Genomic DNA, 18,367 nt, shown 5'->3' with positions numbered 1-18,367 from the left:
GCCCGCCACCGCGATCGACCGGGGCGTGCGGCACAAGCAGGTCAGCGATGAGCACCCCACGCAGCAATGGAGGAGAACTGATGTTCCGTGACACGAAGGCGTTCAGCGGGTTCTCGGTGGACGACATCGAGGCGGCCAAGGCCTTCTACGGCGACACGCTCGGAATCCGGGTGTCGGAGGAGAACGGCATGCTGACGCTGCATCTCGCCGGCGACCGCGACACGCTCGTCTACCCGAAGCCCGACCACACGCCCGCGACGTTCACCATCCTCAACTTCCCTGTCGACGACATCGACGAGGCCGTCGACCAGCTGACCGAGCGCGGGGTGCGCTTCGAGCGCTACCCGCAGATGAAGCAGGACGCGAAGGGCGTCATGCGCGAGGAGGGCCCGCCCATCGCCTGGTTCACCGACCCTGCGGGCAACGTCCTGTCGATCCTCCAGGCCTGAGGAGCCATGTCGGCGGGAGCTGCGGACGTCGGTCTCCTCGTATTGCACTGATCGATGTAAAACGAGTAGCGTACTCGTATGGCGAGGCCGAGATCGTTCGATGAGGACCGGGTCCTGGACACTGCGATGCGCACGTTCTGGGCGAACGGCTACGAGTCGACCTCGACCAGGGACCTGTGCGAGGCGCTCGGTCTGGACCGCAGCAGCGTGTACAACGCCTTCACCAACAAGCGCGAGCTGTTCAAGCGCGCGTTGACCCGCTACATGGCCGCCACCACCGCCGACCAGCTGCGGATCCTTGACGATCACGAGCTGCCGGCGATCGAGCGGATCCGCGCGCTGTTCGCCAAGATCCTCCAGACGGAGGCGGAGAACAGGCGCGACGGCTACGGCCTCGGCTGCCTGACCGTCAACACCACGATGGAGCTCGCCGGCCGTGATCCGGAGATCGCCCTGATGCTCGATCGCGACACCGAGTACCGAGTCGTGAACCTGAGCGCCGTCATCGGGAGCGGGCAGCGCGACGGCAGCATCGGCTCCAGCCGCGATCCCGCCGAGCTCGCCAGGTTCGTCAACGCCGTGATCGCCGGGATCCGGGTGGCCGCTCAGGGTGGCGCCGCCGACGCCACCCTCGAGGCCATCGCGGCCACGGCCATGGACGCCCTGGCCTGACCTCGGCTTTTTCATGCCCAAGTTCTACACCGATTGGTGCAATAAAGGAGTTCCCCTTGCCCAGAGCCGTCTACGTGCTGGCCATAGGCATTTTCGCCATGGTGACCAGCGAGTTCGCCGTCGGAGGCCTGATGCCGGAGATGGCGGACGGACTCGGCGTGACCATCTCCCAGATCGGCTATCTGATCACCGCCTTCGCGGTGGCCATGTCGGCGGGCGGTCCGCTGATGACCGTCGCGCTGATGCGGATACGCCCGAAACCCGCACTCATGCTGCTGTTCGCGATCTTTCTGGTGGGCAATGTGCTCGCGGCGCTCGCGCCGTCCTACCCGATCATGATGGTCGCGCGCGTCATCACCGGAGTGGCCTCCCAGGCGTTCTTCGGCGTCGCCATCTCGGTGGCGGTCCAGCTGAGCCGCCCAGAGGTACGCGGCCGTGCCCTCGCCGTCGTCCTGAACGGATTGATGCTCGGCACCCTGCTCGGGCTGCCGCTGTCCACGCTGATCGGCGGGCAGCTCGGCTGGCGTGCCGCCTTCTGGGTCGTCGGCGCCCTGACCGTCATCGCCGCGCTCGCCACCACGATGGGCGTTCCCGGGCTCGGGCGTGCCGACGGCGGCAACGGCGAGTTCAGGCAGGAGATGGCGGTCTTCAGGAACGGCAGGCTGTGGCTGGCGCTGTCGACCAGCACCCTCATCATCGGAGCGACCTTCGCCGCCTTCAGCTATCTCAGCCCGATCCTCACCCAGGTCACCGGGTTCTCCTCGGGGACCGTGCCCCTGCTGCTCGTCGCGTACGGCGCAGCCACCGTGATCGGGAACCACGTCGTCGGACGCCTGGCCGACAGGCACACCATCAGCGTCCTGCTGTCCGGGCTGATCCTCAACACGATCTTCCTGGCCGGTTTCGCGCTGTTCGCCCACCTCACCGTCCCCGCGGTGATCGCCATGCTGGGCGTCGGGCTGGTCGGAGTGACCATGAACCCCGCGATGGCCGTACGCGTCCAGCGCGTCGGCAACCCGGGGCCACTGGTCAACACCGTCCACGCCTCCTTCATCACCCTCGGGGTGATCGTCGGCTCCGCGGTCGGCGGGCTGGCCATCGACGGCTTCGGGCTGCGGGCTCCCCTCTGGCTGGGCGTCGGGCTGGCCGTACTCGGGATCGGCTCCCTCCTGCCCGAGCTCGGCCGTACCAGGGCACAGTCAACGACCGAGAGTCTCGCTCAGGAGCGCGTCGAAGCCTCCACCACCCGCTGACGCACCGCACCCCGCAGGGACGGGCCGTGTCGCCCCGGTCGGGTCAGAGTTCGACGGTCTCGCCGGGCTTGAGGCGGCGGATGTCGGCGCCGGAGCGCTCCGCCTCCATGGCGAGCACGCCGTCCAGGACCCGCAGGCCCCACTCGTTCATCAGACCGTCGTGGATGGCGTAGGCGCGCACGGGGGCGGCGGTGGGCAGGTAGGCGCCCAGGCAGCCCCAGCACGCGACCGGGGCACCGGATCACCACACATCGACGTCCACGCCGATCGCGATGGTCCGCAGGGCACTGAGCGCGACCCAGGCGCGCTCGCCACTGTTCATCCCGTATCTGCCGGGGTCGTCCGTCCCGGGCAGCAGGTCGAGCACGGCGCTGACGTGGCCGCACTTCGCCGCGTTCCTGGCCACCTGCACGCACTCGCGACGCTTGGTCGCCTTGGGGAGTGTCGCGAGCCCGGCGTACTGGGCGGCGAGATCGGTCAGCTGGTCGTCGGTCGGGCCGGTGGGCCTGCCCTCGGTCGCGATCCGTTCGGCCACCGGCAGGTGATCCCGCACCGAGGCCCAGTTGATGTCGCCCCACAGCCGGAGCAGTTCCGGCTGCCCGTGGACGGTGAGCGCGCGGGCCGCCGTCCAGTCGTCGAACCAGCGCACGCCGTAGGAGTGCCGCTTGTTCGGGTCGTTCGGCTCGCTGCGCTCCCCGATCAGCTCGCGCACCAGCTCGGTCTCGCCCCTCCTGAGCAGGCAGACCAGCCAGGGCACGCCGTGGTGCCGGCCCCCCGGCGTGCCCACGCCCTCGTCCAGCACGACGCGGGCCTCCTGCTCGCGGCCGCACTCGGTGAGCGCCCAGACCAGCGGCAGGCGGACTCCCCAGTTCGAGCGATGGGCGTCGGCGGCCTCGCGGGCGGAGGCGAACCACCGCTCGGCGCGTTCATGCTGCCCGAGGACCGCGCAGGCGCCGGCGACCGCCGCCGTGTCCGCCGCGTCGCTCATGTCCGCGAGATCGTCGTCGGCATAGGGGAAGACGGCGGCGGCTTCCGCCGCGAAACCTGCAGCGCCGAGCGCGAGCGCGATCCGCGCGAGGTGTCCGAGACGTCGCCGGTGTTCCGGTATCGCGAGGGCCAGCTCGCGGGCTTCGGCAGCCTCGCGCCGCCGGGCGCGGATCATCGCGAGCTGCTGGAGTGTGTTGACGGTCCACTCCGCGTGGGCGACCGAGTCCTGAACGGTCAGGTCGGCCAGCGTTCCCCGGACCACCGTGATCAGGTCGCCGACGGTGGCGGTGTCAGGTGGCGGCCACGTCCCCTTCGCCTCTGCCGTGCTGCCACGTCCCCGGAACGGCGCCAGGAGTCGGCCGGTCTCCGGCGACCCCGCCCGCACCCCCGCATGGGCGGGGTCGGGGAAGACCTCCTGGTCGCCCCAGCGGAACGGCCAGGCGAAGCGGCGGTCGACCGACCAGCAGAGCCGACCGTCGAGATCGTCTTCCCTGCCGGCCTGCGCGATGACCGTGCCGTCCTCGAACGCCACCGCCCAGGTGTCCTCGTCCAGCGCGAACGTCGGGTTGAGCCGGAGCTGCTCGCCGAGGTCGCGGCCGGTGAGGAAGAGCGGGCGACGGGAGGCAGGGGCATGGTGGAAGGGGTGGTCGGCCACGATCTCGCCGGTGTCGGGACGGAGGAAGCGCACCGCGTGCGGACCGATCGCGATCAGCACGTCGGCGGCGGGCCATTCCAGGCCGAAGCTGTGATCATCCTGGCCGACGGTGCGCCGGACGCCGTCCAGGACGCGCAGCCGTTCGGGGCGTTCACCGAGCGACCAGATCTCGATCCGCCCCTCTGCGGTGACACAGGCGGCCCGCTCGCCGTTCGGCGACCAGGCCCACGGCCGGGCGTCCCAGCCGCGCGGGTCGGAGGCGGCCGCCTGAACGTTCAGGTCGTACAGGTGCTCGCCGGTCGTCGCGTCGACGATCCCGACGGTCCCGCCTGCCGGGGCCACCACCGCCAGGCGGCCGCCCGGCCCCCAGCACAGGACGTCGGCGCCCGGGTAGCCAGGAAGCTCCGCCGTCGTCTCACCCGTCAGCGCGTCGGCGATGACCAGCCTGCCGTCGCGTTGGCAGGCCAGGAGTCGTTCGTCCAGGCTCCACTCCGGCGCAGCAGCGTCCGGATCCTCTTCCAGGCGCAGGAACCAGGTGACCTGCCGTTTCTCCACATCGAGCGAGATCGCCGCGTACTCGTCCGCCGCCTCTCCGTAGACGCGGGAGCCGTCGCGCGACCAGAACGCCCGGCTGAGGACGAACATGGGCTCGTCGTTCCAGATTTCCTTGAACTCGTCGGGCGACGGCCCGCTGAACTCGATCGGCGCCGTTCCCTCCGGGCGGGCGTCCGGTGGGCCGGCGACCGAGCCCTCGTGCATCGCCACGACGACGTTGCGAAGGAGGTCCGACTCGCCTCCGTAGACGAACGCGCGCCTGCCCTCCGGGGCGAAGGCCATGCCCAACGGCCTGCCGGAGGCGAGGAAGAACGCGTCGGCGAGCGGCTCGTGGGCGGTGCCGAACGGGTCCCACACGCCGGTCGCGTTGGTGTTGTACTCCAGGGCGATCCGCGTGCCGTCCGCCGACCACTGGAGGCTACGCGCGTGACCGGGGAAGCCGATGCCGCCCATGATGCCGTCGATCGCGTGGACGCAGCGGCCGGTGGCGACCTCGAAGACCTGCAGGACGCCGCCCCTGTCGTAGTCGTCGCCTGTCCAGCTTCCGACCGCGAGGTGGCGGCCGTCCGGGCTGAGCGCGTGGCCGTTCAGCTCGCCGTGGTGCACGTCGGAGTGGCGCAGCAGCGCGCCCGCGTCGCGCAGCCGGGCGGTGGCGAGGCGATGCGCGTCGGTGGCGCCGTGGGTGCGCTCCAGCGCCTGGAGGGCGTCCCGCAGCGGCACGGTGTCGCGCTCCGGGGAGAACGCGGACCAGTCGGCGTTCTTGAGGATGTCGAGGGCCTCGTCGGGGCCCATCCGCTCGCCAGGGACGCCGGTGAACGGCGGGGATGGTGGCGGGGTGCCGGGCTCCCGGCCGTCGAGCACGGCCGCCAGCGCGTCCTCGTCGTAGATCGGAACGCCGCGTACCGCCGCAGGACCCGCCTTGGCCCCCGACTTCGCCCCGGCGAAGACCAGGTCGGTCCTGGCCGTGACCGACGCGGTCACCTTCGCGCCCAACGCCTCCAGACGGCGCTTGGCCTCATCCTTCGAAAGCCGGCCGAACCGTCCGGCCAGCACGATCTGGCTGCCGCTGATCATCATGCCAAGCGACCGTAATGGACATGACCGACACTTCGCCCCTTGTTCGGTGAGGGCGCCCTCGACATCCTGCGGCGCGACGGGGGATCTAGGCGGCCGGCTCGCCCGCTCGTTCAGCGGCCACGACCTCGGGATGAGGGACGACGCGCCGCCGTACCGCGAGCCCGAACAGGACGACCAGCACCCCGCACGCGCCGGACAGCGCGAAGGGAGCGGCCGGCCGCCACAGGTCGTACAGCCAGCCACCGACCCCGGAGACGACGAAGATCCCGATCGCGCCGCAGAGGACCTGCACGCCGAAGGAGGAGCCGCGGTAGCGGGCCGGCACCTGCTGGGCGAGCAGCGGCCCAGCCGTGGTGATGACGCCGATCTCGCCGAGACCGATGAAGGCGGCCACCAGCATCATCCCGGGCCCGAGCGGGTCGCTGACCAGCAGGGTCGACAGATAGGCGGCAGCGGCGACGGCCTGGGCGAGGATGACGACGTGCTGCCGCTTCATCCGGTCGCCGAGCCAGCCGAACAGCGGCGCGCCCACCACGATCACCGTGTAGGCGATGCCGACGATGGCACCGCTCTTGGCCAGGGCCTCGGTGGCGGACATGCCGCGTACGGACCTGGCGTAGTCGACGATCCACAGCGACAGGAAGCTGGCCACGAGGGCCAGATCGGCCCTGGCCACGAAGGAGGCGGCGTAGGACAGCGCCACCCCTGGGTCGCGGGCCAGTCTGACGCCCTCGCCGATCAGCCGTGTCAGCGGCACCCTGGGCGTCTCGGTCACGCCCCAGCTCGGTGAAAGCGTGGAGCGCAGTGCCAGGGCGCCGAGCAGGACCAGCGCGGAGACGATCAGGAAGCCGGTCCTGGCGGCCGCGATGGGCTCCATTCCGCCCTTCTCCAGCATGCTGGGCAGCCTGACCAGCACCAGCACGGCGATCACTGCGCCGATGCCGCTGAAGAGCCCGAGCCAGCCGTAGGCCCTGCCTCGCGTGCGATCTCGCACGTAGTCGGCGGTGATCGCGGACATGGTGACGTGCAGAGCGGCGATGCCGAGGGCGAACAGGACCCGCAGCGCGACGAGAACGGCCGCGTTGCCGGCGAAGGGGTAGAGCGCCGCCCCCGCCGCGCACAGCAGAAGCCCCGCTACCGCGACGGGTCGCCTGCCGATCCGGTCGGCCAGCGCGCCGTACCAGGTCAAGCTGAGGATCAGTGCGACCTCCGCGGCGATCTGCAGGTAGCCGGTGACTCTGCCGAGGTCGCCGGAGGACAGCCCCAGAACCTCGTTGAGGATGTACGGCTGGCCGGCCGGCAGGAAGGTGATGACGGTGGTGCCGAGGAACCCCAGCCCCATGCAGGCCCACAGGTTGGTCTTGCTGATGCCGGGCGTCGCGTCCAGACCTAACATATGAACGATCATCGCAACTGCGGACATAGATCGTCTAGGTTTGGCCCATGAGCAGTGAACGCACGCCCCCAGGTGTCAGCGCCGCGGTCCCCAACGTGGCCCGCATGTATGACTACTACCTGGGCGGCAAGGACAACTTCGAGGTGGACCGGCACGCCGCCGAAAAGGTCCTGGCCATCATCCCGGAGGTCAGGGGCGATGCCCGCAACAGCCGGGCCTTCCTGCAGCGGGCGGTCCGCCACCTGAGGCAGTCGGGCGTCGACCAGTTCCTCGACATCGGCTCGGGTCTGCCGACCGCCGGCCATGTCCACGAGGTGATCGACGGTGCGAAAATCGTCTACGTCGACAACGACCCCGTCGTCCTCACCCACTCCAGGGCCCTGCTCGGCCATTCCTCCGGCGTCACGGTCCAGGAGGGCGACCTGCGAGAGCCGGAGAAGGTCATGGCACGGGCGGCGGAGGTGCTCGACTTCGAGCGGCCCGTCGCGCTCCTCGTGGTCTCCCTGATGCACTTCGTCACCGACGAGGAGGATCCGGCCGGCATCATCCGCCGTTACCGCGACCTGCTGCCCACCGGCGGCTACCTGGTGCTGACCCATGTCGCCCCCGACACGATGCCGCAGAAGGCCGACAAGGTCAGCTCCGTCTACCAGAACGCCTCCTCGCCGTTCACCCCCCGCCGCCGCGACGTGTTCGAGGGCTTCCTGGAGGGCTTCGAGCTCCTCGAGCCCGGCGTCGTCAACACACGCGAGTGGCGTCCCGACGCGACCACCGACAGGTCGCTCGTCAAGGGTGACTATCACCTGTGCGCGGTGGGCGCCAAACGGTCATGACGCTGCCTCCCGCCTCTGGCGTCAGCCGCCACGATCAGCCGCCGGGAACGGGAAGACGTCAGCGAACAGCGGCAGGGAGCGGACGATCGTCATGACCGGTGGTGCGGGCCGTCGCGGCGGCTGGGCCGCCACCGGGACCGGCGAGCGGGTACTGCCAGGCCCGGCTCAGATGTCGGGCGTCGGCGGCGGAAGGGTGAAGGCGCTCTCCGCTTCGGTAAGGGTCAGATAATGGGGGAGGATGCGGTCGAGGCCCGTGCGGACCAGAAGGTTCCTGAGCCTTTCCTGCGCTCCGACCAGGGCGATCTGTCCACCCGTCTGCTGCACCTGGTTGTAGGCGCCGATCATGGCGCCAAGGCCCGAGGAGTCGCAGAAGGTCAGTCCCGACAGATCGAGGATCAGACGCTTCCTGCCCGGCTCGGCGAAGACCTGATCCAGCTCCTGACGCAGCCATGCGGCCGTGACCATGTCGAGCTCGCCCTGGAGCGCGACCGTCACGCCTGCCATGGAGGGCAGAACCAAGATCACCAGGGTGGGCTGGCCTAATCCGGAGGGATCGGGATTCATAAGGACCGCCTTCCCTGGTCCACGTACTTCCGGCGCTCCGTAGAACGATGCCAGATCCGCCCGTACGGCGGAAATCCTCCTGGGCGCCTGCCCCTGAAGGACCTGTTGGAGGTGGACCTCGGGCCGACCACCGAGGAGCCCGCGGGCGACGTGGACTTCCGCGTCGTGTTCGGCGTGGCGGCCGAGCGGGCGCCCCGCGAGCCCCCTCGAGCGCGACCACCTGATCGGCCTGTCCTGGCACCACGTCATCCGATCACACAGCGGCAGAGGCCGCCGTCAGCCGAGGGCGTCGAGCAACTCGCGCTCGCGCTGGGCGCTGAGGCCGGCACGTCTTTCCCGGTCCAGACCCTGCTCGCGTTCCCAGGCCAGCGTGTCGGCCAGCATCTCCGCCCTGGGCCGATGGCGCAGCCCCGCGGCGCGCCCAGCGGAGCCGTTCCTGGCCGACCATCCCTCCCAGCCAGGCTTGACCAGCCACAGCGGCAGCGACTCGGGCCCCATGTACTCGGCCACGCCGTTCGCGAGCAGCCATGCCGAGTCGGCGGTGACCACAGGACCGGTGTGCCCGCCGACGGCGCGCGACAGCTCGATCCACTCTCCGAACGGAACGACAGGACCGACGGCGTCGTAGGTGCCGACGGTGCCCTTCTCCGCGGCGTCGAGCAGCCATGCGGCGAGGTCGCGCACATCGACCGCCTGCGTCGGCCTGGCGGGAGCGTCGGGGACCAGCATCGGCCCTCGGGCGTCCCGCGCGGCACGGGCCACCCAGTAACCGGAGCGTCCGCTGCTGTCGCCGGGGCCGCCGATGAGACCGGCGCGTGCGATGAGGAGGCGGTCGCCCAGGGCGGCCGTCGACGCCTGCTCGCAGGCGACCTTCGCCTCGCCGTACAACGCGCGGTCGACCTCGTCCTGGTCGGTCGGAGCGAGCAGGGCGGCGGACTCGTCCGCGTCCGGCGTGTCATAGGAGGCGTAGGCGTTGATGGAGGAGACATAGACCCAGTGCCCGGCCCTGCCGCCGAGTGCGTCGAGCGCCCCCCGTACGAAGCCTGGCTGCCAGGAGACCTCGAGGACCGCATCCCATTCGCGGTCGAGCAGCGGTTCGTACGCCGAAGGATCGCGCCGGTCGGCGGCCACCAGCCTCGCTCCGTCCACGACCTCTCCGCTTTCGCCGCGAGCGAGGCACGTCACCCGATGGCCGCGCTCGACGGCCTGCCGCGACAGCTCCCTGCCCACCCACGCTGTTCCACCCAGAACCAAGATCTCCATCCCGTCACCCAAGCACCGCGCGCAGCGAGAGCCCAGACGTCTTCGCTGACAGCGGACCCGATTCGCCGACGGCGTACCGAGGTCGTCGCCCGGTCCCCACGGCCCGACCGTGACCGGCTTCAATCCACCGGACGCACCGTGATTCGCCTCGACCCACCGGCCGCGTCCCGCCTCTCCGGCGGGGCAAGTCAGGGCGAACGAGGCCCGTCGCTCAGGCGGCGGAGGTTCCCTGCGACGGTGGCCTTCTGGCCTGTACGGCTCGCGCCACCGCCAGTCCCGCGGCCGCCAGCGCCCACACCGCGCTCGTCAGCCGCCCGAGCGCTTCCGTGGCGAACGCACCGCTCCGCGGATGGGCGAGACCTGCCTCGGACAGCAGGCCGGTGACGCCTGCGACCAGCAGGAGCCAGGCCGCTCAACACCGCGAGGAAGGCGACGACCCGGCTCCAGCGCGACAGCAGCAGGCCGGTGACGAGGAGGATCAGGGCGGTCAGCAGCGTGGCCGCCTACACCAGCGTCATGAGGTCGACGCGCAAGGAGTCCTCGAGCCGCTCCCGCGTGCCGAGCGGCAGCGACGGGAGCGCGAAGGCCACCACGAGCGGGACATGGACCAGGCCGAGGAGGGCCGCAGGCCAGGATGCCCGGCCGAGCGCCACACACAGGAGCCCCGCCACGTACGGCTGCTCGCCTTCGACGCCGATGTCCAGCACCTTGGCCGTGCAGAACGGCGCCACCTTCCGCGCGGCCTCCGCCTCACGCCGGAAGCGCCGTCGCGCGTCCTCGTCGCGGGCCACCTGGCCGAGCAATACCTTGATGGCGACCTGGACGCCGTCTGGCCCGCGACCGAGGTAGACGGTCCCCTGCCCGCCCTCGCCCAGGACGTCGAACGCCTCGTAGACACCGAAGCTCCGTTTCTCCGTCAATCCCACCCGATGACATTAGAGCCCGTGCGGCAGGCCGGTCGATCTCGATGGCGCAGCGCCGCGAGGTGCGCGGCGTCACCACCGTCAGGCCGCTCGCTCTGATCTCAGGGGAGGAATCTCAGGGGAGGAATCTCACGGCTGACGATCACGGTGGTGCTCCTCGAGGGCGTCGAGCAGGCGCTCGGCGGAGGAGTCCGAAGGGGTCCGGAGGAAGGGGAAGCTTACGGGTTCGCCGACGCACACCGCGTCGAGGGCGTCGAACACCGGGCGGAGCTGTTCGACGGCTCGCAGGCCGCCCGAGGCCTCCCCGTAGGCGACGAAGGCGACGGGCTTGCCCCGCCACTCCTCGTGGTACCAGTCGATGGCGTTCTTGAGCGAGGCGGGAAAGCTGTGGTTGTACTCCGGCGTCACGATCACGAACGCGTCGGCGTCGGCCAGCCAGGGCCGCAGATGCTCCACGGCCGGCGGCCCGGTGACCCCACGCGCAGGGAAGCCGGCCGGCAGTACCGTCGGCAGCCACGCTTCGGCCAGATCGATGACGTCCACGTCGAGATCGTCTCGGCGACACGCTCTGGTGTGCAGCCAGGCCGCCGCGGTAGGACCGAACCTGCCCTGCCGTACGCTGCCGATGATGATCGCTAGTCGCATCCCGCCTCCTTCCGTCCGGTCGTCCGGTTGACGACTCCACTGTGCTGGTGGGTGCGCACGATCGGCTGGGGGTCGGCGGCCGATAGCCTTACTTGATGCGATTTGGTGTTCTTGGTCCGCTTTCGGTGTGGGCTGCTGACGGGACGCCCGTCCGAGTTCCCGAACTGAAGGTCCGCGCGCTCCTCGCCGACCTGTTGATGCACGAGGGGCGAACCGTGTCAGCCGACCGGCTGCTGGACGACCTCTGGGGCGAGGACCTGCCGGGCAACCCCACCAACACGCTGCAGACCAAGGTCTCCCAGCTGCGCCGCGCACTGGGCGATCGCGAGCTGGTGGCCTACCAGCCGACCGGATACTCCCTGGTCAGCGACTCGGTGGACGCCGTCGAGTTCGCCCGGCTGCTCGCAGGCGCGCTGGCCAGCGACGACCTGCGGGTCAAGGCCGACCTGCTGTCCGACGCGCTGGCGCTGTGGCGCGGCCCTGCCTACGCCGACTTCCGCGACTCCTTCGCGCACGCCGCCGCCTCCCGCCTCGACGAACAGCGCCTGACGGCGCTGGAAGAGCAGGCGGAGGTACGGCTGGCGCTGGGCGAGCACAGCCGCCTCGCCGACGAGCTGGGGGAGCTGGTGGCGGCGCACCCCCTTAGGGAGCGGCTGCGGGCGGCGCACCTGCGTGCGCTGTACCGCTCAGGGCGGCAGAACGAGGCGCTGGCCGGGTACGCCGAGCTGCGCGAGCGTCTGGCCGACGAGCTGGGTCTCGACCCAGGCCCTGAGCTGGTCGCGCTCCACCAGGCGATCCTGGTGCAGGATCCGGCGCTGACGCCCGCGCCTGCGGCGTCCTCGACGAACCTTCCCGCGCAGCTCACCTCCCTCATCGGCAGGGACGGGGCGGTGGCCGAGGTAGAAGCCATGGTCGACTCCTCCAGGCTGGTCACGCTGACCGGTCCTGGCGGCGTGGGCAAGACCCGGCTGGCGCTGGCCGCCGCCGCCTCGGTCGAGCTGCCGGGCGGCGTGTGGCTGGTGGAGCTGGCCGGGGCCGTCGGGCAGGTGGCCGAGTTGGTGGCCGCCGCGCTGGGGGTCAGGGACGAGACCTCCACGCCTCCTCAGGTGCCCGTGCCCGACCTGGCCCATCGGCTGGCCGACGCGCTGCGCGGGCAGCGGCTGCTGCTCGTGCTCGACAACTGCGAGCACCTGGTCGAGGAGGTGGCCGCGCTGGTGGACCTGCTGCTGCGCAAGGCCCCCGGGGTCCGGGTGCTCGCCACCAGCCAGGAGTCGCTGGCCCTGCCGGGGGAGACGCTCTTCGTGGTGCCGCCCCTCGACCAGCCGAGCGCGGTCGCGATGTTCGCCGAGCGCTCGGGCACGCCGCTGGACGCCGAGAGCACACCGTGGGTCGAGGCGATCTGCCGGCGCCTGGACGGGTTGCCGCTGGCGCTGGAGCTGGCGGCGGCCAGGGCGCGGGCGCTGGGCGTGCAGGGGGTGGCCGAACGGCTCGACGACCGGTTCCGCCTGCTGGGGGTCGCCGGGCGGGGCAGGCCCGCCAGGCAGCGGACGCTGCGGGCGGTGATCGACTGGAGCTGGGAGCAGCTCACCGAGCCGCAGCGGACCGCGATGCTGGCGCTGGCGGTCCATCCCGGCGGGTGCACGCTGGAGGCGGCCGAGGCGGTCGGGGTCGATCTCCACCTGCTCGACGAGCTGGTCGGCAGGTCGATGGTGACCGGCGCGCCCAGGTACCGGCTGCTGGAGAGCGTGGCGGCCTACTGCCTGGAGCGGCTCGAGCAGGACGATCCCGTGCTCGGGCTCAGGGACGCCTACTACACCGAGCTCGCCGTGCGCGCCGCCCCTCACCTGTACGGCGGCGCGCAGCGGCAGTGGCTGGTGCGGCTGGACGAGGAGGTGCTCAACCTCAGGGCGGTGCTGGACTCGGCGGGCTCCCCCCGGCTGGTCGAGGCGCTGACCTGGTACTGGTACCTGCGGGGCAGGCACCAGGAGGGGTATCGCCACACCAGGGGGACGGCGTGGGGTTCCGGGTTCGCCCTGCTGGCAGGCGCCGGCCGTACCGACGACATCGACTTCCCCGACGCCAGGTCGCGCTGGTTCCTCGCGCACGCCTGCCTGCACTTCGGGGACGTGAACACGGCGGTCGGGCTGCTGGACGAGGCGCTGGCGCGGTTCAGGTCGCAGGACGACAGGTGGGGCGAGGCCGCCGCGCTGGCCGGCCGTGCCAAGCAGGCGATGTTCCAGGGCGACTTCGACCTGGCCGCGAGCAGCGCCGCCCAGAGCATGGCGATCTTCAGTGAGCTCGGCGATCGGTGGGGGCAGCTCCAGGCCTCGGACATGCTGGGCTACCTGGCGGAGGTCACCGGCGACTACGCGCGCGCCGCCCGGCTGCATCGGCAGGGGCTGCGGATCGCGGAGGATCTGCGGTTGTGGACCGACGTGTCCTACCGGCTGTCCAGCCTGGGACGGATCGCGCTGCTGACCGGCGAGCTGGAGCGTTCGGCGGACCTCCACGAGCGGGGGATGCGGCTGGCAGGCGAACAGGGCAACAGGTACGCCGAGGAGTTCGCCAGGGTGGGTCTCGGGCTGGTGGCGCGCAGGTCGGGCGACCTCGATCGAGCCGAGGAGCTTTTCCTCGAATCGCTGGCCTGGAACCGGCGGCTGGAGACGGAGTTCGGGGTGCCGTTCTACGGGGTGACGTTGATCCTGGCCGAGCTGGGGTTCATCGCCTCCGGCCGAGGGGAGGCGGCTGCCGCCAGGGCGCTGCACCTGGAGGGACTGGCCGCCGCCCGTGAGGTCGGTGATCCGCGCTCGGTGGCGCTGGCACAGGAGGGGCTGGCGGAGGTGGCGGCGCTGGAGGGGGCCTCCGAGGAGGCCTCCAGGCTGCTGGCGGAGGCGGCGGAGCTGCGGGAGTCGGTCGGAGCGCCGCTGCCACCGGCCGAACGCGGCGACGTGGACCGCGTCCTCGAGATGATCGCCGCCCGACCGTCAGCGGATCGTGCGTGAGGGGCCGCCGCCGACGGCTCGGGCCCGGCGGTGGGCGCTCGTGTGGTGACGTTCGGCCGGTCGGGAGCGTGGGCCGAGCTGGCCCTCGTCCCCGACGCCGCGTCCAGGGCAAGGCCGTCCTCACCCTCCCTTGACGGCGATGACGACCTTGCCGAACGCCTCGCCCGAGGCGTAGTGGCGGTAGGCGGCGGGCGCGTCGTCGAAGGCGAAGACCCGGTCGATGACCGGGCGCAGCCGATGGGCCTCGATCAGCCGGTTCATAGCGAGGAACTGGGCTCGGCTGCCGACGGCGACGGCGCGGACGGTGGCGCCGGAGGCGAACAGCACCCGGGGGTCGAGCGGCGGCACGGCATCGGAGAGGAAGCCCACGCAGGCGACATGGCCGGCTATCGTCACCGCCTTGAGGGAGCGCTCCAGCAGGCCGGCGACGTCCACGACGCGGTTGGCTCCCCGTCCGCCGGTCAGCTCCACGACCTGGCCGGGCCACTCAGGCGTGGCCCGGTGGTCGAGGACGTGATCGGCGCCGAGTTCGGTCAGCCGCGCGGCCTTCGCGGGGCTGCTCGTGGTGGCGATGACCCGGGCGCCGAGCGCCTTGGCGAACTGCAGGGCGAACAGCGAGACGCCGCCGGACCCCTGGACGACGAGGGTCTGGCCGGGTCGCAGGCCCTCGCCGTCGCCGGTCAGGGCGTTCCAGGCGGTGACCGCGGCGCAGGGAAGCGTCGCGGCCTCGGCGTAGGTGAGGTGGCCGGGAATCGGGACGAGCGCGTGCTCGTCGACCAGCGCGAGCTCGGTGAGCATGCCGTCGAGCGAGCCGCCCAGTTGCGGCAGATGCTCGACGCCGAAGGGGCCGTCCTGCCAGCTGGGGAACAGGGGAGCCGTGACGCGGTCACCGACGCGTGCCGTACTCACGCCAGGCCCGACGGCGACGACCTCGCCGGCGCCGTCCGAGACGGGGACCACATCGGGTTTCACCGGCAGGACGTAGTCGCCGCGCAGCACCATCAGCTCGCGGAAGCTCAGTGAGGTGGCCCGTACGGCGACCAGCACCTGTCCGGGGCCGGGAACCGGTTCCTCGTGCTCCCTGATCGACAGGCCTTCCACGCCTGCACCGCTGTTCACGTGATAGCTACGCATGGTCAGCTGTTCTCGGTGGCCAGCGGGACGCCTGCCGTCTTGCTGAACCCGAAAGCCTCGGTGATCAGGCCGTCGCGCACACGCATGACGTTCACGCCGCTCACCCAGTCGGTGGCGCCGTCGCCGTAGCGGTAGTGCCAGCAGATCGTGGCCCGCTCGCCGGCGACGATGACCTCCTGGGGCTCGAACTGCGTGGTGCGGTCCTCGACCAGCGCCCGCCACCACGCCAGGCAGGCCTCGCGGCCGACGACCCGCTCCCCGCTGGGGGCCGGCTGGACCGCCTCCATCACGCAGTCCTCGCCGACGAGATCGGTGAGCACGTCGGCGTCGTGGTGGATGAACGCGTGGTTGAAGCGATCGATGACGTCGGAGGTCGTGCGAGCGGACATGGACATCTCCTTGGTAGATAGACCGTTCGGTCTCCCTGAACCATATAGACCGGTTGATCTACTCGTCAACAGCTGGCAGGCTGGGCCCGTGAGTACACGAACCGCTCCCGGCCCACGCGAACGCCTGCTGCAGGCCGCCCAGGACCTCACCTACCGCCACGGCATGGGCGTCGGCGTCGACGCGGTCCTGAAGGAGGCCAACGTCGCGAGGCGTTCGCTCTATGAGCACTTCGGCGGGAAGGACGGCCTGCTGGCCGAGGTGCTGCGCCGTAGCACCGACGAGGACGAGGCCCGCTACCGGCAGACCATGAACGCCGCAGGTCAGAACCCCCGCGACCGCCTCCTGGCCGTCTTCGACGAACTGGCCAGGGTCATCGACGCGCCTGACTTCCGCGGCTGCCGCTACCTGGCGGCCGACCTGGCGCTGCCCGACCCCGCCCATCCAGGCCACGCCATCACGCGTGACTACCGCGACCGCGTGCGGCGACTCCTGGAGCACGAGCTGGTCGCGCTCGGGCACCCGCGCCCCGGACACGCGGCGGGCCAGCTCCTGCTGCTCATCGACGGCCTGCTCGCGGCCGGAGCCACCCGGCCGGGAACCGACCCCGCGGCCGCCGCCCGCGAACTCGCCGAGCACGTCATCGACACGCGGGCACCGGGCGTCAGCCGCTGAACTCCTTGCCGAAGTCGTAGGTCCGCCAGCGCTCGGGCCGCACGCGGACGGTGACCATCGTCCGCACGAAGTCCTTGATGTTGTCGAAGAACCGCTCGCCGGCTTCGGTGCCGAGGTAGCGAACCGACCACTGGCGGTACTCGTCCGCGTCGGTCGGCTCATAACCCACGACAGGACCTTCGACAGAGACGTACTTGTACGGCATGGCCTCCTGCTGAACCGTGAACCCGATCTGGCCCGCCTCGCGGATCAGGGCCATCTTCACGCTGCCGGGGCTCGTGGCGAACGTGATCTCACCGCCGGGCCTGTAGCCGTACCAGATGGGCGCCGCCATGGGCGCCCGCCCGTCGGCGCCGGCCACGCTCAGCACTCCGATGTGGGTCTCGGCCAGGAAGCTCTCCCGCTCGGCCGTCGTCATCCGCGTCGACATGATCTGCTCCTCGAATTCGAATTCCTGGCCCTCACCCTGCCGGTCACCGCTGACGGTTCGCTGGGGGTCGCCGGGTCGGGCCGTACGCTCGCGAACCGCAGGGTCGATCTCGTACGAAAGCCAATCAATGGGACACTACGGACACTCGACTACGAACGGAGATTCATGTCGTTTCAGGCCTATTTGGACAACATTGAGGACAAGACCGGGCTGACGCCGCGTGAGTTCATCGCGCTGGCGAAGGGGCGCGGCTTCGGCGACCCGTCCACGAAGGCGGGAGTGATCATCGAGTGGCTGAAGCAGGACTACGACCTCGGGCGCGGGCATGCGATGGCTCTGGTGCACGTGATCAAGAAGGGCGCGAAGATCGACGCCAAGCACGTCGGCAGCGCCGGATCCCATCGCGACGAATCCGACACGCTCTGGCTGGACGGGAAGAAAAACCGGCCCTGATGCCGCTCTCCTCCGCAGCCGACGGTACGGCGCGTGACCTCGCGGAACGTCAAGCTTAAGTCCTTGGTGCAACTCTGGGGTTGCGCCTGGGGTGTGGATGTGCAACTCTGGGATTGCACATCCAACGGTGGCAGTGAAGGAGTCTCCTCATGAGCGAGGATCGGATCGAACGTGAAACCCTGATCGCGGCGTCCCTGGAGCGGGTCTGGTCGCTGGTGGCCGAGCCCGGCTTCTGGGTGGGCGACCGGGCGAGCGTGTCCGGCACCGTGGCAAGAGAGGGTGAGTCGATGGTGGCGAGGAACGCCGAGTACGGCGACTTCCCTGTGCGGGTGGAGAAGGTCGAGCCGCCGACCTATCTGGCCTACCGCTGGGCCAGCGCGTTCCCCGGACAGGAGCTGCGCGAGGACAACAGCACGCTGGTGGAGTTCACGTTGTCCCAGGAGGGCGACAAGACGCGGCTGCGCGTCGTCGAGAGCGGGTTCGCGGCGCTGGCAGGGTCGGATGAACTGCGCGGCAAGGCGCTGAAGGACAACACCGGCGGCTGGCCCCAGGAGTTGGACGCGCTCAAGGCGCGCGCCGAACAGCCGTCGTCGTGACGGACGCGCCTGGCGGCGAGGTCGCGTCGGTCGACAGCGTCCTCGTCGCGCTGGCCGACCCGACGCGGCGTCAGCTGCTTGATCTGCTCGCCGCCCAGGGCGAGGCCACCGCGACGACGCTCGCCGAACGGCTTCCCGTCTCGCGGCAGGCGGTGGTCAAGCACCTCGCCGTCCTCGACGCCGCCGGGCTGGTCTCCGGCGCCCGGGTCGGTCGCGAGGTGCGGTACGCGGTGCGGCCCGCGGCGCTGGACGCGACGGCGCGGTGGATGGCCACGCTCGCGGCCGACTGGGACCGGCGGCTGGCGAACATCAAGCGCGTCGCCGAGGCGGCGGAGCGGGATTCGCGCTAGCTCGCCGCTCTCCCTCATCAACCCTGTCGTCCCGCTCTGCCAGAGCGCCCCCCGCGTCGGCTCGCCCC

General features: G+C 71.0%; 19 protein-coding genes. 9 read left to right on the top strand and 10 right to left on the bottom strand.

Annotation, left to right across the window (positions count from 1 at the left end; translation table 11 throughout):
- Positions 1-80: 80 nt before the first annotated feature.
- From ABFX55_RS11900 to ABFX55_RS11890, 3 genes are all read left to right on the top strand, one after another.
- Positions 81-449: a VOC family protein gene (locus tag ABFX55_RS11900; RefSeq protein WP_346120403.1), complete on the top strand. Its 369-nt coding sequence runs from the start codon at positions 81-83 to the stop codon at positions 447-449.
- A 126-nt stretch (positions 450-575) separates the two neighbouring features.
- Positions 576-1,121, top strand: a complete 546-nt coding sequence (locus ABFX55_RS11895; protein WP_346120401.1) for a TetR/AcrR family transcriptional regulator — start codon at positions 576-578, stop codon at positions 1,119-1,121.
- 56 nt (positions 1,122-1,177) lie between these two features.
- On the top strand, positions 1,178-2,374 hold the full coding sequence (locus tag ABFX55_RS11890) for an MFS transporter (protein WP_346120399.1): 1,197 nt from the start codon (positions 1,178-1,180) through the stop codon (positions 2,372-2,374).
- Between the two features lie 43 nt (positions 2,375-2,417).
- Here ABFX55_RS11890 and ABFX55_RS11885 read toward each other — a convergent pair whose 3' ends face one another.
- The 3 genes from ABFX55_RS11885 to ABFX55_RS11875 form a co-directional block, all read right to left on the bottom strand.
- The gene (locus tag ABFX55_RS11885) at positions 2,418-2,555 is read right to left on the bottom strand and encodes a hypothetical protein (RefSeq protein ID WP_346120398.1); all 138 of its coding nucleotides are present in this window, start codon (positions 2,553-2,555) and stop codon (positions 2,418-2,420) included.
- 60 nt (positions 2,556-2,615) lie between these two features.
- Positions 2,616-5,648 (bottom strand): WD40 repeat domain-containing protein, encoded by a 3,033-nt coding sequence (locus ABFX55_RS11880; protein WP_346120396.1) that lies wholly within the window; start codon positions 5,646-5,648, stop codon positions 2,616-2,618.
- Between the two features lie 85 nt (positions 5,649-5,733).
- Positions 5,734-7,044 (bottom strand): MFS transporter, encoded by a 1,311-nt coding sequence (locus ABFX55_RS11875; protein WP_346120394.1) that lies wholly within the window; start codon positions 7,042-7,044, stop codon positions 5,734-5,736.
- Between the two features lie 47 nt (positions 7,045-7,091).
- Here ABFX55_RS11875 and ABFX55_RS11870 point away from each other — a divergent pair, with 47 nt between their 5' ends.
- On the top strand, positions 7,092-7,877 hold the full coding sequence (locus ABFX55_RS11870) for an SAM-dependent methyltransferase (protein WP_346120392.1): 786 nt from the start codon (positions 7,092-7,094) through the stop codon (positions 7,875-7,877).
- A gap of 165 nt (positions 7,878-8,042) precedes the next feature.
- Here ABFX55_RS11870 and ABFX55_RS11865 read toward each other — a convergent pair whose 3' ends face one another.
- The 4 genes from ABFX55_RS11865 to ABFX55_RS11850 form a co-directional block, all read right to left on the bottom strand.
- Positions 8,043-8,402, bottom strand: coding sequence for an anti-sigma factor antagonist (locus ABFX55_RS11865; protein WP_346120390.1), 360 nt, complete (start codon positions 8,400-8,402; stop codon positions 8,043-8,045).
- 315 nt (positions 8,403-8,717) lie between these two features.
- The gene (locus ABFX55_RS11860; RefSeq protein WP_346120388.1) at positions 8,718-9,704 is read right to left on the bottom strand and encodes an NAD-dependent epimerase/dehydratase family protein; all 987 of its coding nucleotides are present in this window, start codon (positions 9,702-9,704) and stop codon (positions 8,718-8,720) included.
- 503 nt (positions 9,705-10,207) lie between these two features.
- Entirely contained in the window at positions 10,208-10,630 is a 423-nt protein-coding gene (locus tag ABFX55_RS11855; RefSeq protein ID WP_346120386.1) for a protein kinase family protein, read from the bottom strand.
- Between the two features lie 126 nt (positions 10,631-10,756).
- On the bottom strand, positions 10,757-11,272 hold the full coding sequence (locus tag ABFX55_RS11850; RefSeq protein ID WP_346120384.1) for an NADPH-dependent FMN reductase: 516 nt from the start codon (positions 11,270-11,272) through the stop codon (positions 10,757-10,759).
- Between the two features lie 95 nt (positions 11,273-11,367).
- Here ABFX55_RS11850 and ABFX55_RS11845 point away from each other — a divergent pair, with 95 nt between their 5' ends.
- A complete protein-coding gene (locus ABFX55_RS11845; RefSeq protein ID WP_346120383.1) occupies positions 11,368-14,274 on the top strand; it encodes an AfsR/SARP family transcriptional regulator in 2,907 nt (968 codons plus the stop codon).
- 120 nt (positions 14,275-14,394) lie between these two features.
- On the opposite strand, the gene ABFX55_RS11840 is transcribed toward ABFX55_RS11845, so the two are convergent.
- Together ABFX55_RS11840 and ABFX55_RS11835 are read right to left on the bottom strand one after the other, a co-directional pair.
- Complete coding sequence (locus ABFX55_RS11840; protein ID WP_346120382.1) at positions 14,395-15,408, bottom strand: zinc-dependent alcohol dehydrogenase family protein; 1,014 nt, start codon at positions 15,406-15,408, stop codon at positions 14,395-14,397.
- Between the two features lie 2 nt (positions 15,409-15,410).
- Positions 15,411-15,797: a nuclear transport factor 2 family protein gene (locus tag ABFX55_RS11835; RefSeq protein ID WP_346120381.1), complete on the bottom strand. Its 387-nt coding sequence runs from the start codon at positions 15,795-15,797 to the stop codon at positions 15,411-15,413.
- A gap of 88 nt (positions 15,798-15,885) precedes the next feature.
- Between ABFX55_RS11835 and ABFX55_RS11830 the strand changes: the two genes are divergently transcribed.
- On the top strand, positions 15,886-16,470 hold the full coding sequence (locus tag ABFX55_RS11830) for a TetR/AcrR family transcriptional regulator (RefSeq protein WP_346120379.1): 585 nt from the start codon (positions 15,886-15,888) through the stop codon (positions 16,468-16,470).
- Here ABFX55_RS11830 and ABFX55_RS11825 read toward each other — a convergent pair.
- The gene (locus ABFX55_RS11825; RefSeq protein WP_346120377.1) at positions 16,460-16,900 is read right to left on the bottom strand and encodes a pyridoxamine 5'-phosphate oxidase family protein; all 441 of its coding nucleotides are present in this window, start codon (positions 16,898-16,900) and stop codon (positions 16,460-16,462) included. The two genes, ABFX55_RS11830 and ABFX55_RS11825, sit on opposite strands and share 11 nt — an antisense overlap.
- A 165-nt stretch (positions 16,901-17,065) precedes the next feature.
- Here ABFX55_RS11825 and ABFX55_RS11820 point away from each other — a divergent pair, with 165 nt between their 5' ends.
- The 3 genes from ABFX55_RS11820 to ABFX55_RS11810 all read left to right on the top strand — a co-directional run bounded on the left by ABFX55_RS11820 (position 17,066) and on the right by ABFX55_RS11810 (position 18,299).
- Positions 17,066-17,353 (top strand): DUF4287 domain-containing protein, encoded by a 288-nt coding sequence (locus tag ABFX55_RS11820; protein WP_346120376.1) that lies wholly within the window; start codon positions 17,066-17,068, stop codon positions 17,351-17,353.
- Between the two features lie 149 nt (positions 17,354-17,502).
- Positions 17,503-17,949, top strand: coding sequence for an SRPBCC domain-containing protein (locus ABFX55_RS11815; protein ID WP_346120374.1), 447 nt, complete (start codon positions 17,503-17,505; stop codon positions 17,947-17,949).
- Positions 17,946-18,299, top strand: coding sequence for an ArsR/SmtB family transcription factor (locus tag ABFX55_RS11810; RefSeq protein WP_346120372.1), 354 nt, complete (start codon positions 17,946-17,948; stop codon positions 18,297-18,299). Before ABFX55_RS11815 ends, ABFX55_RS11810 begins: the two co-directional genes overlap by 4 nt.
- Positions 18,300-18,367 lie beyond the last annotated feature (68 nt).

The organism is Nonomuraea roseola (assembly GCF_039535395.1).
GTDB classification, from domain to species: Bacteria; Actinomycetota; Actinomycetes; order Streptosporangiales; family Streptosporangiaceae; genus Nonomuraea; species Nonomuraea roseola.
The sequence above is the reverse complement of the archived record's forward strand: the minus strand, read 5'-3'. Positions and strand labels throughout refer to the sequence as shown.

What these genes read in the sequence shown, in the direction of transcription:
- ABFX55_RS11860 (WP_346120388.1), bottom strand. Translation starts at nt 9,704, where the DNA reads ATGGAGATCTTGGTTCTGGGTGGAACAGCGTGGGTGGGCAGGGAGCTG.
- ABFX55_RS11835 (WP_346120381.1), bottom strand. Translation starts at nt 15,797, where the DNA reads ATGTCCGCTCGCACGACCTCCGACGTCATCGATCGCTTCAACCACGCG.
- ABFX55_RS11870 (WP_346120392.1), top strand. Translation starts at nt 7,092, where the DNA reads ATGAGCAGTGAACGCACGCCCCCAGGTGTCAGCGCCGCGGTCCCCAAC.
- ABFX55_RS11895 (WP_346120401.1), top strand. Translation starts at nt 576, where the DNA reads ATGCGCACGTTCTGGGCGAACGGCTACGAGTCGACCTCGACCAGGGAC.
- ABFX55_RS11880 (WP_346120396.1), bottom strand. Translation starts at nt 5,648, where the DNA reads ATGATGATCAGCGGCAGCCAGATCGTGCTGGCCGGACGGTTCGGCCGG.
- ABFX55_RS11825 (WP_346120377.1), bottom strand. Translation starts at nt 16,900, where the DNA reads ATGTCGACGCGGATGACGACGGCCGAGCGGGAGAGCTTCCTGGCCGAG.
- ABFX55_RS11900 (WP_346120403.1), top strand. Translation starts at nt 81, where the DNA reads ATGTTCCGTGACACGAAGGCGTTCAGCGGGTTCTCGGTGGACGACATC.
- ABFX55_RS11875 (WP_346120394.1), bottom strand. Translation starts at nt 7,044, where the DNA reads ATGTTAGGTCTGGACGCGACGCCCGGCATCAGCAAGACCAACCTGTGG.
- ABFX55_RS11815 (WP_346120374.1), top strand. Translation starts at nt 17,503, where the DNA reads ATGAGCGAGGATCGGATCGAACGTGAAACCCTGATCGCGGCGTCCCTG.
- ABFX55_RS11840 (WP_346120382.1), bottom strand. Translation starts at nt 15,408, where the DNA reads ATGCGTAGCTATCACGTGAACAGCGGTGCAGGCGTGGAAGGCCTGTCG.
- ABFX55_RS11845 (WP_346120383.1), top strand. Translation starts at nt 11,368, where the DNA reads ATGCGATTTGGTGTTCTTGGTCCGCTTTCGGTGTGGGCTGCTGACGGG.
- ABFX55_RS11850 (WP_346120384.1), bottom strand. Translation starts at nt 11,272, where the DNA reads ATGCGACTAGCGATCATCATCGGCAGCGTACGGCAGGGCAGGTTCGGT.
- ABFX55_RS11820 (WP_346120376.1), top strand. Translation starts at nt 17,066, where the DNA reads ATGTCGTTTCAGGCCTATTTGGACAACATTGAGGACAAGACCGGGCTG.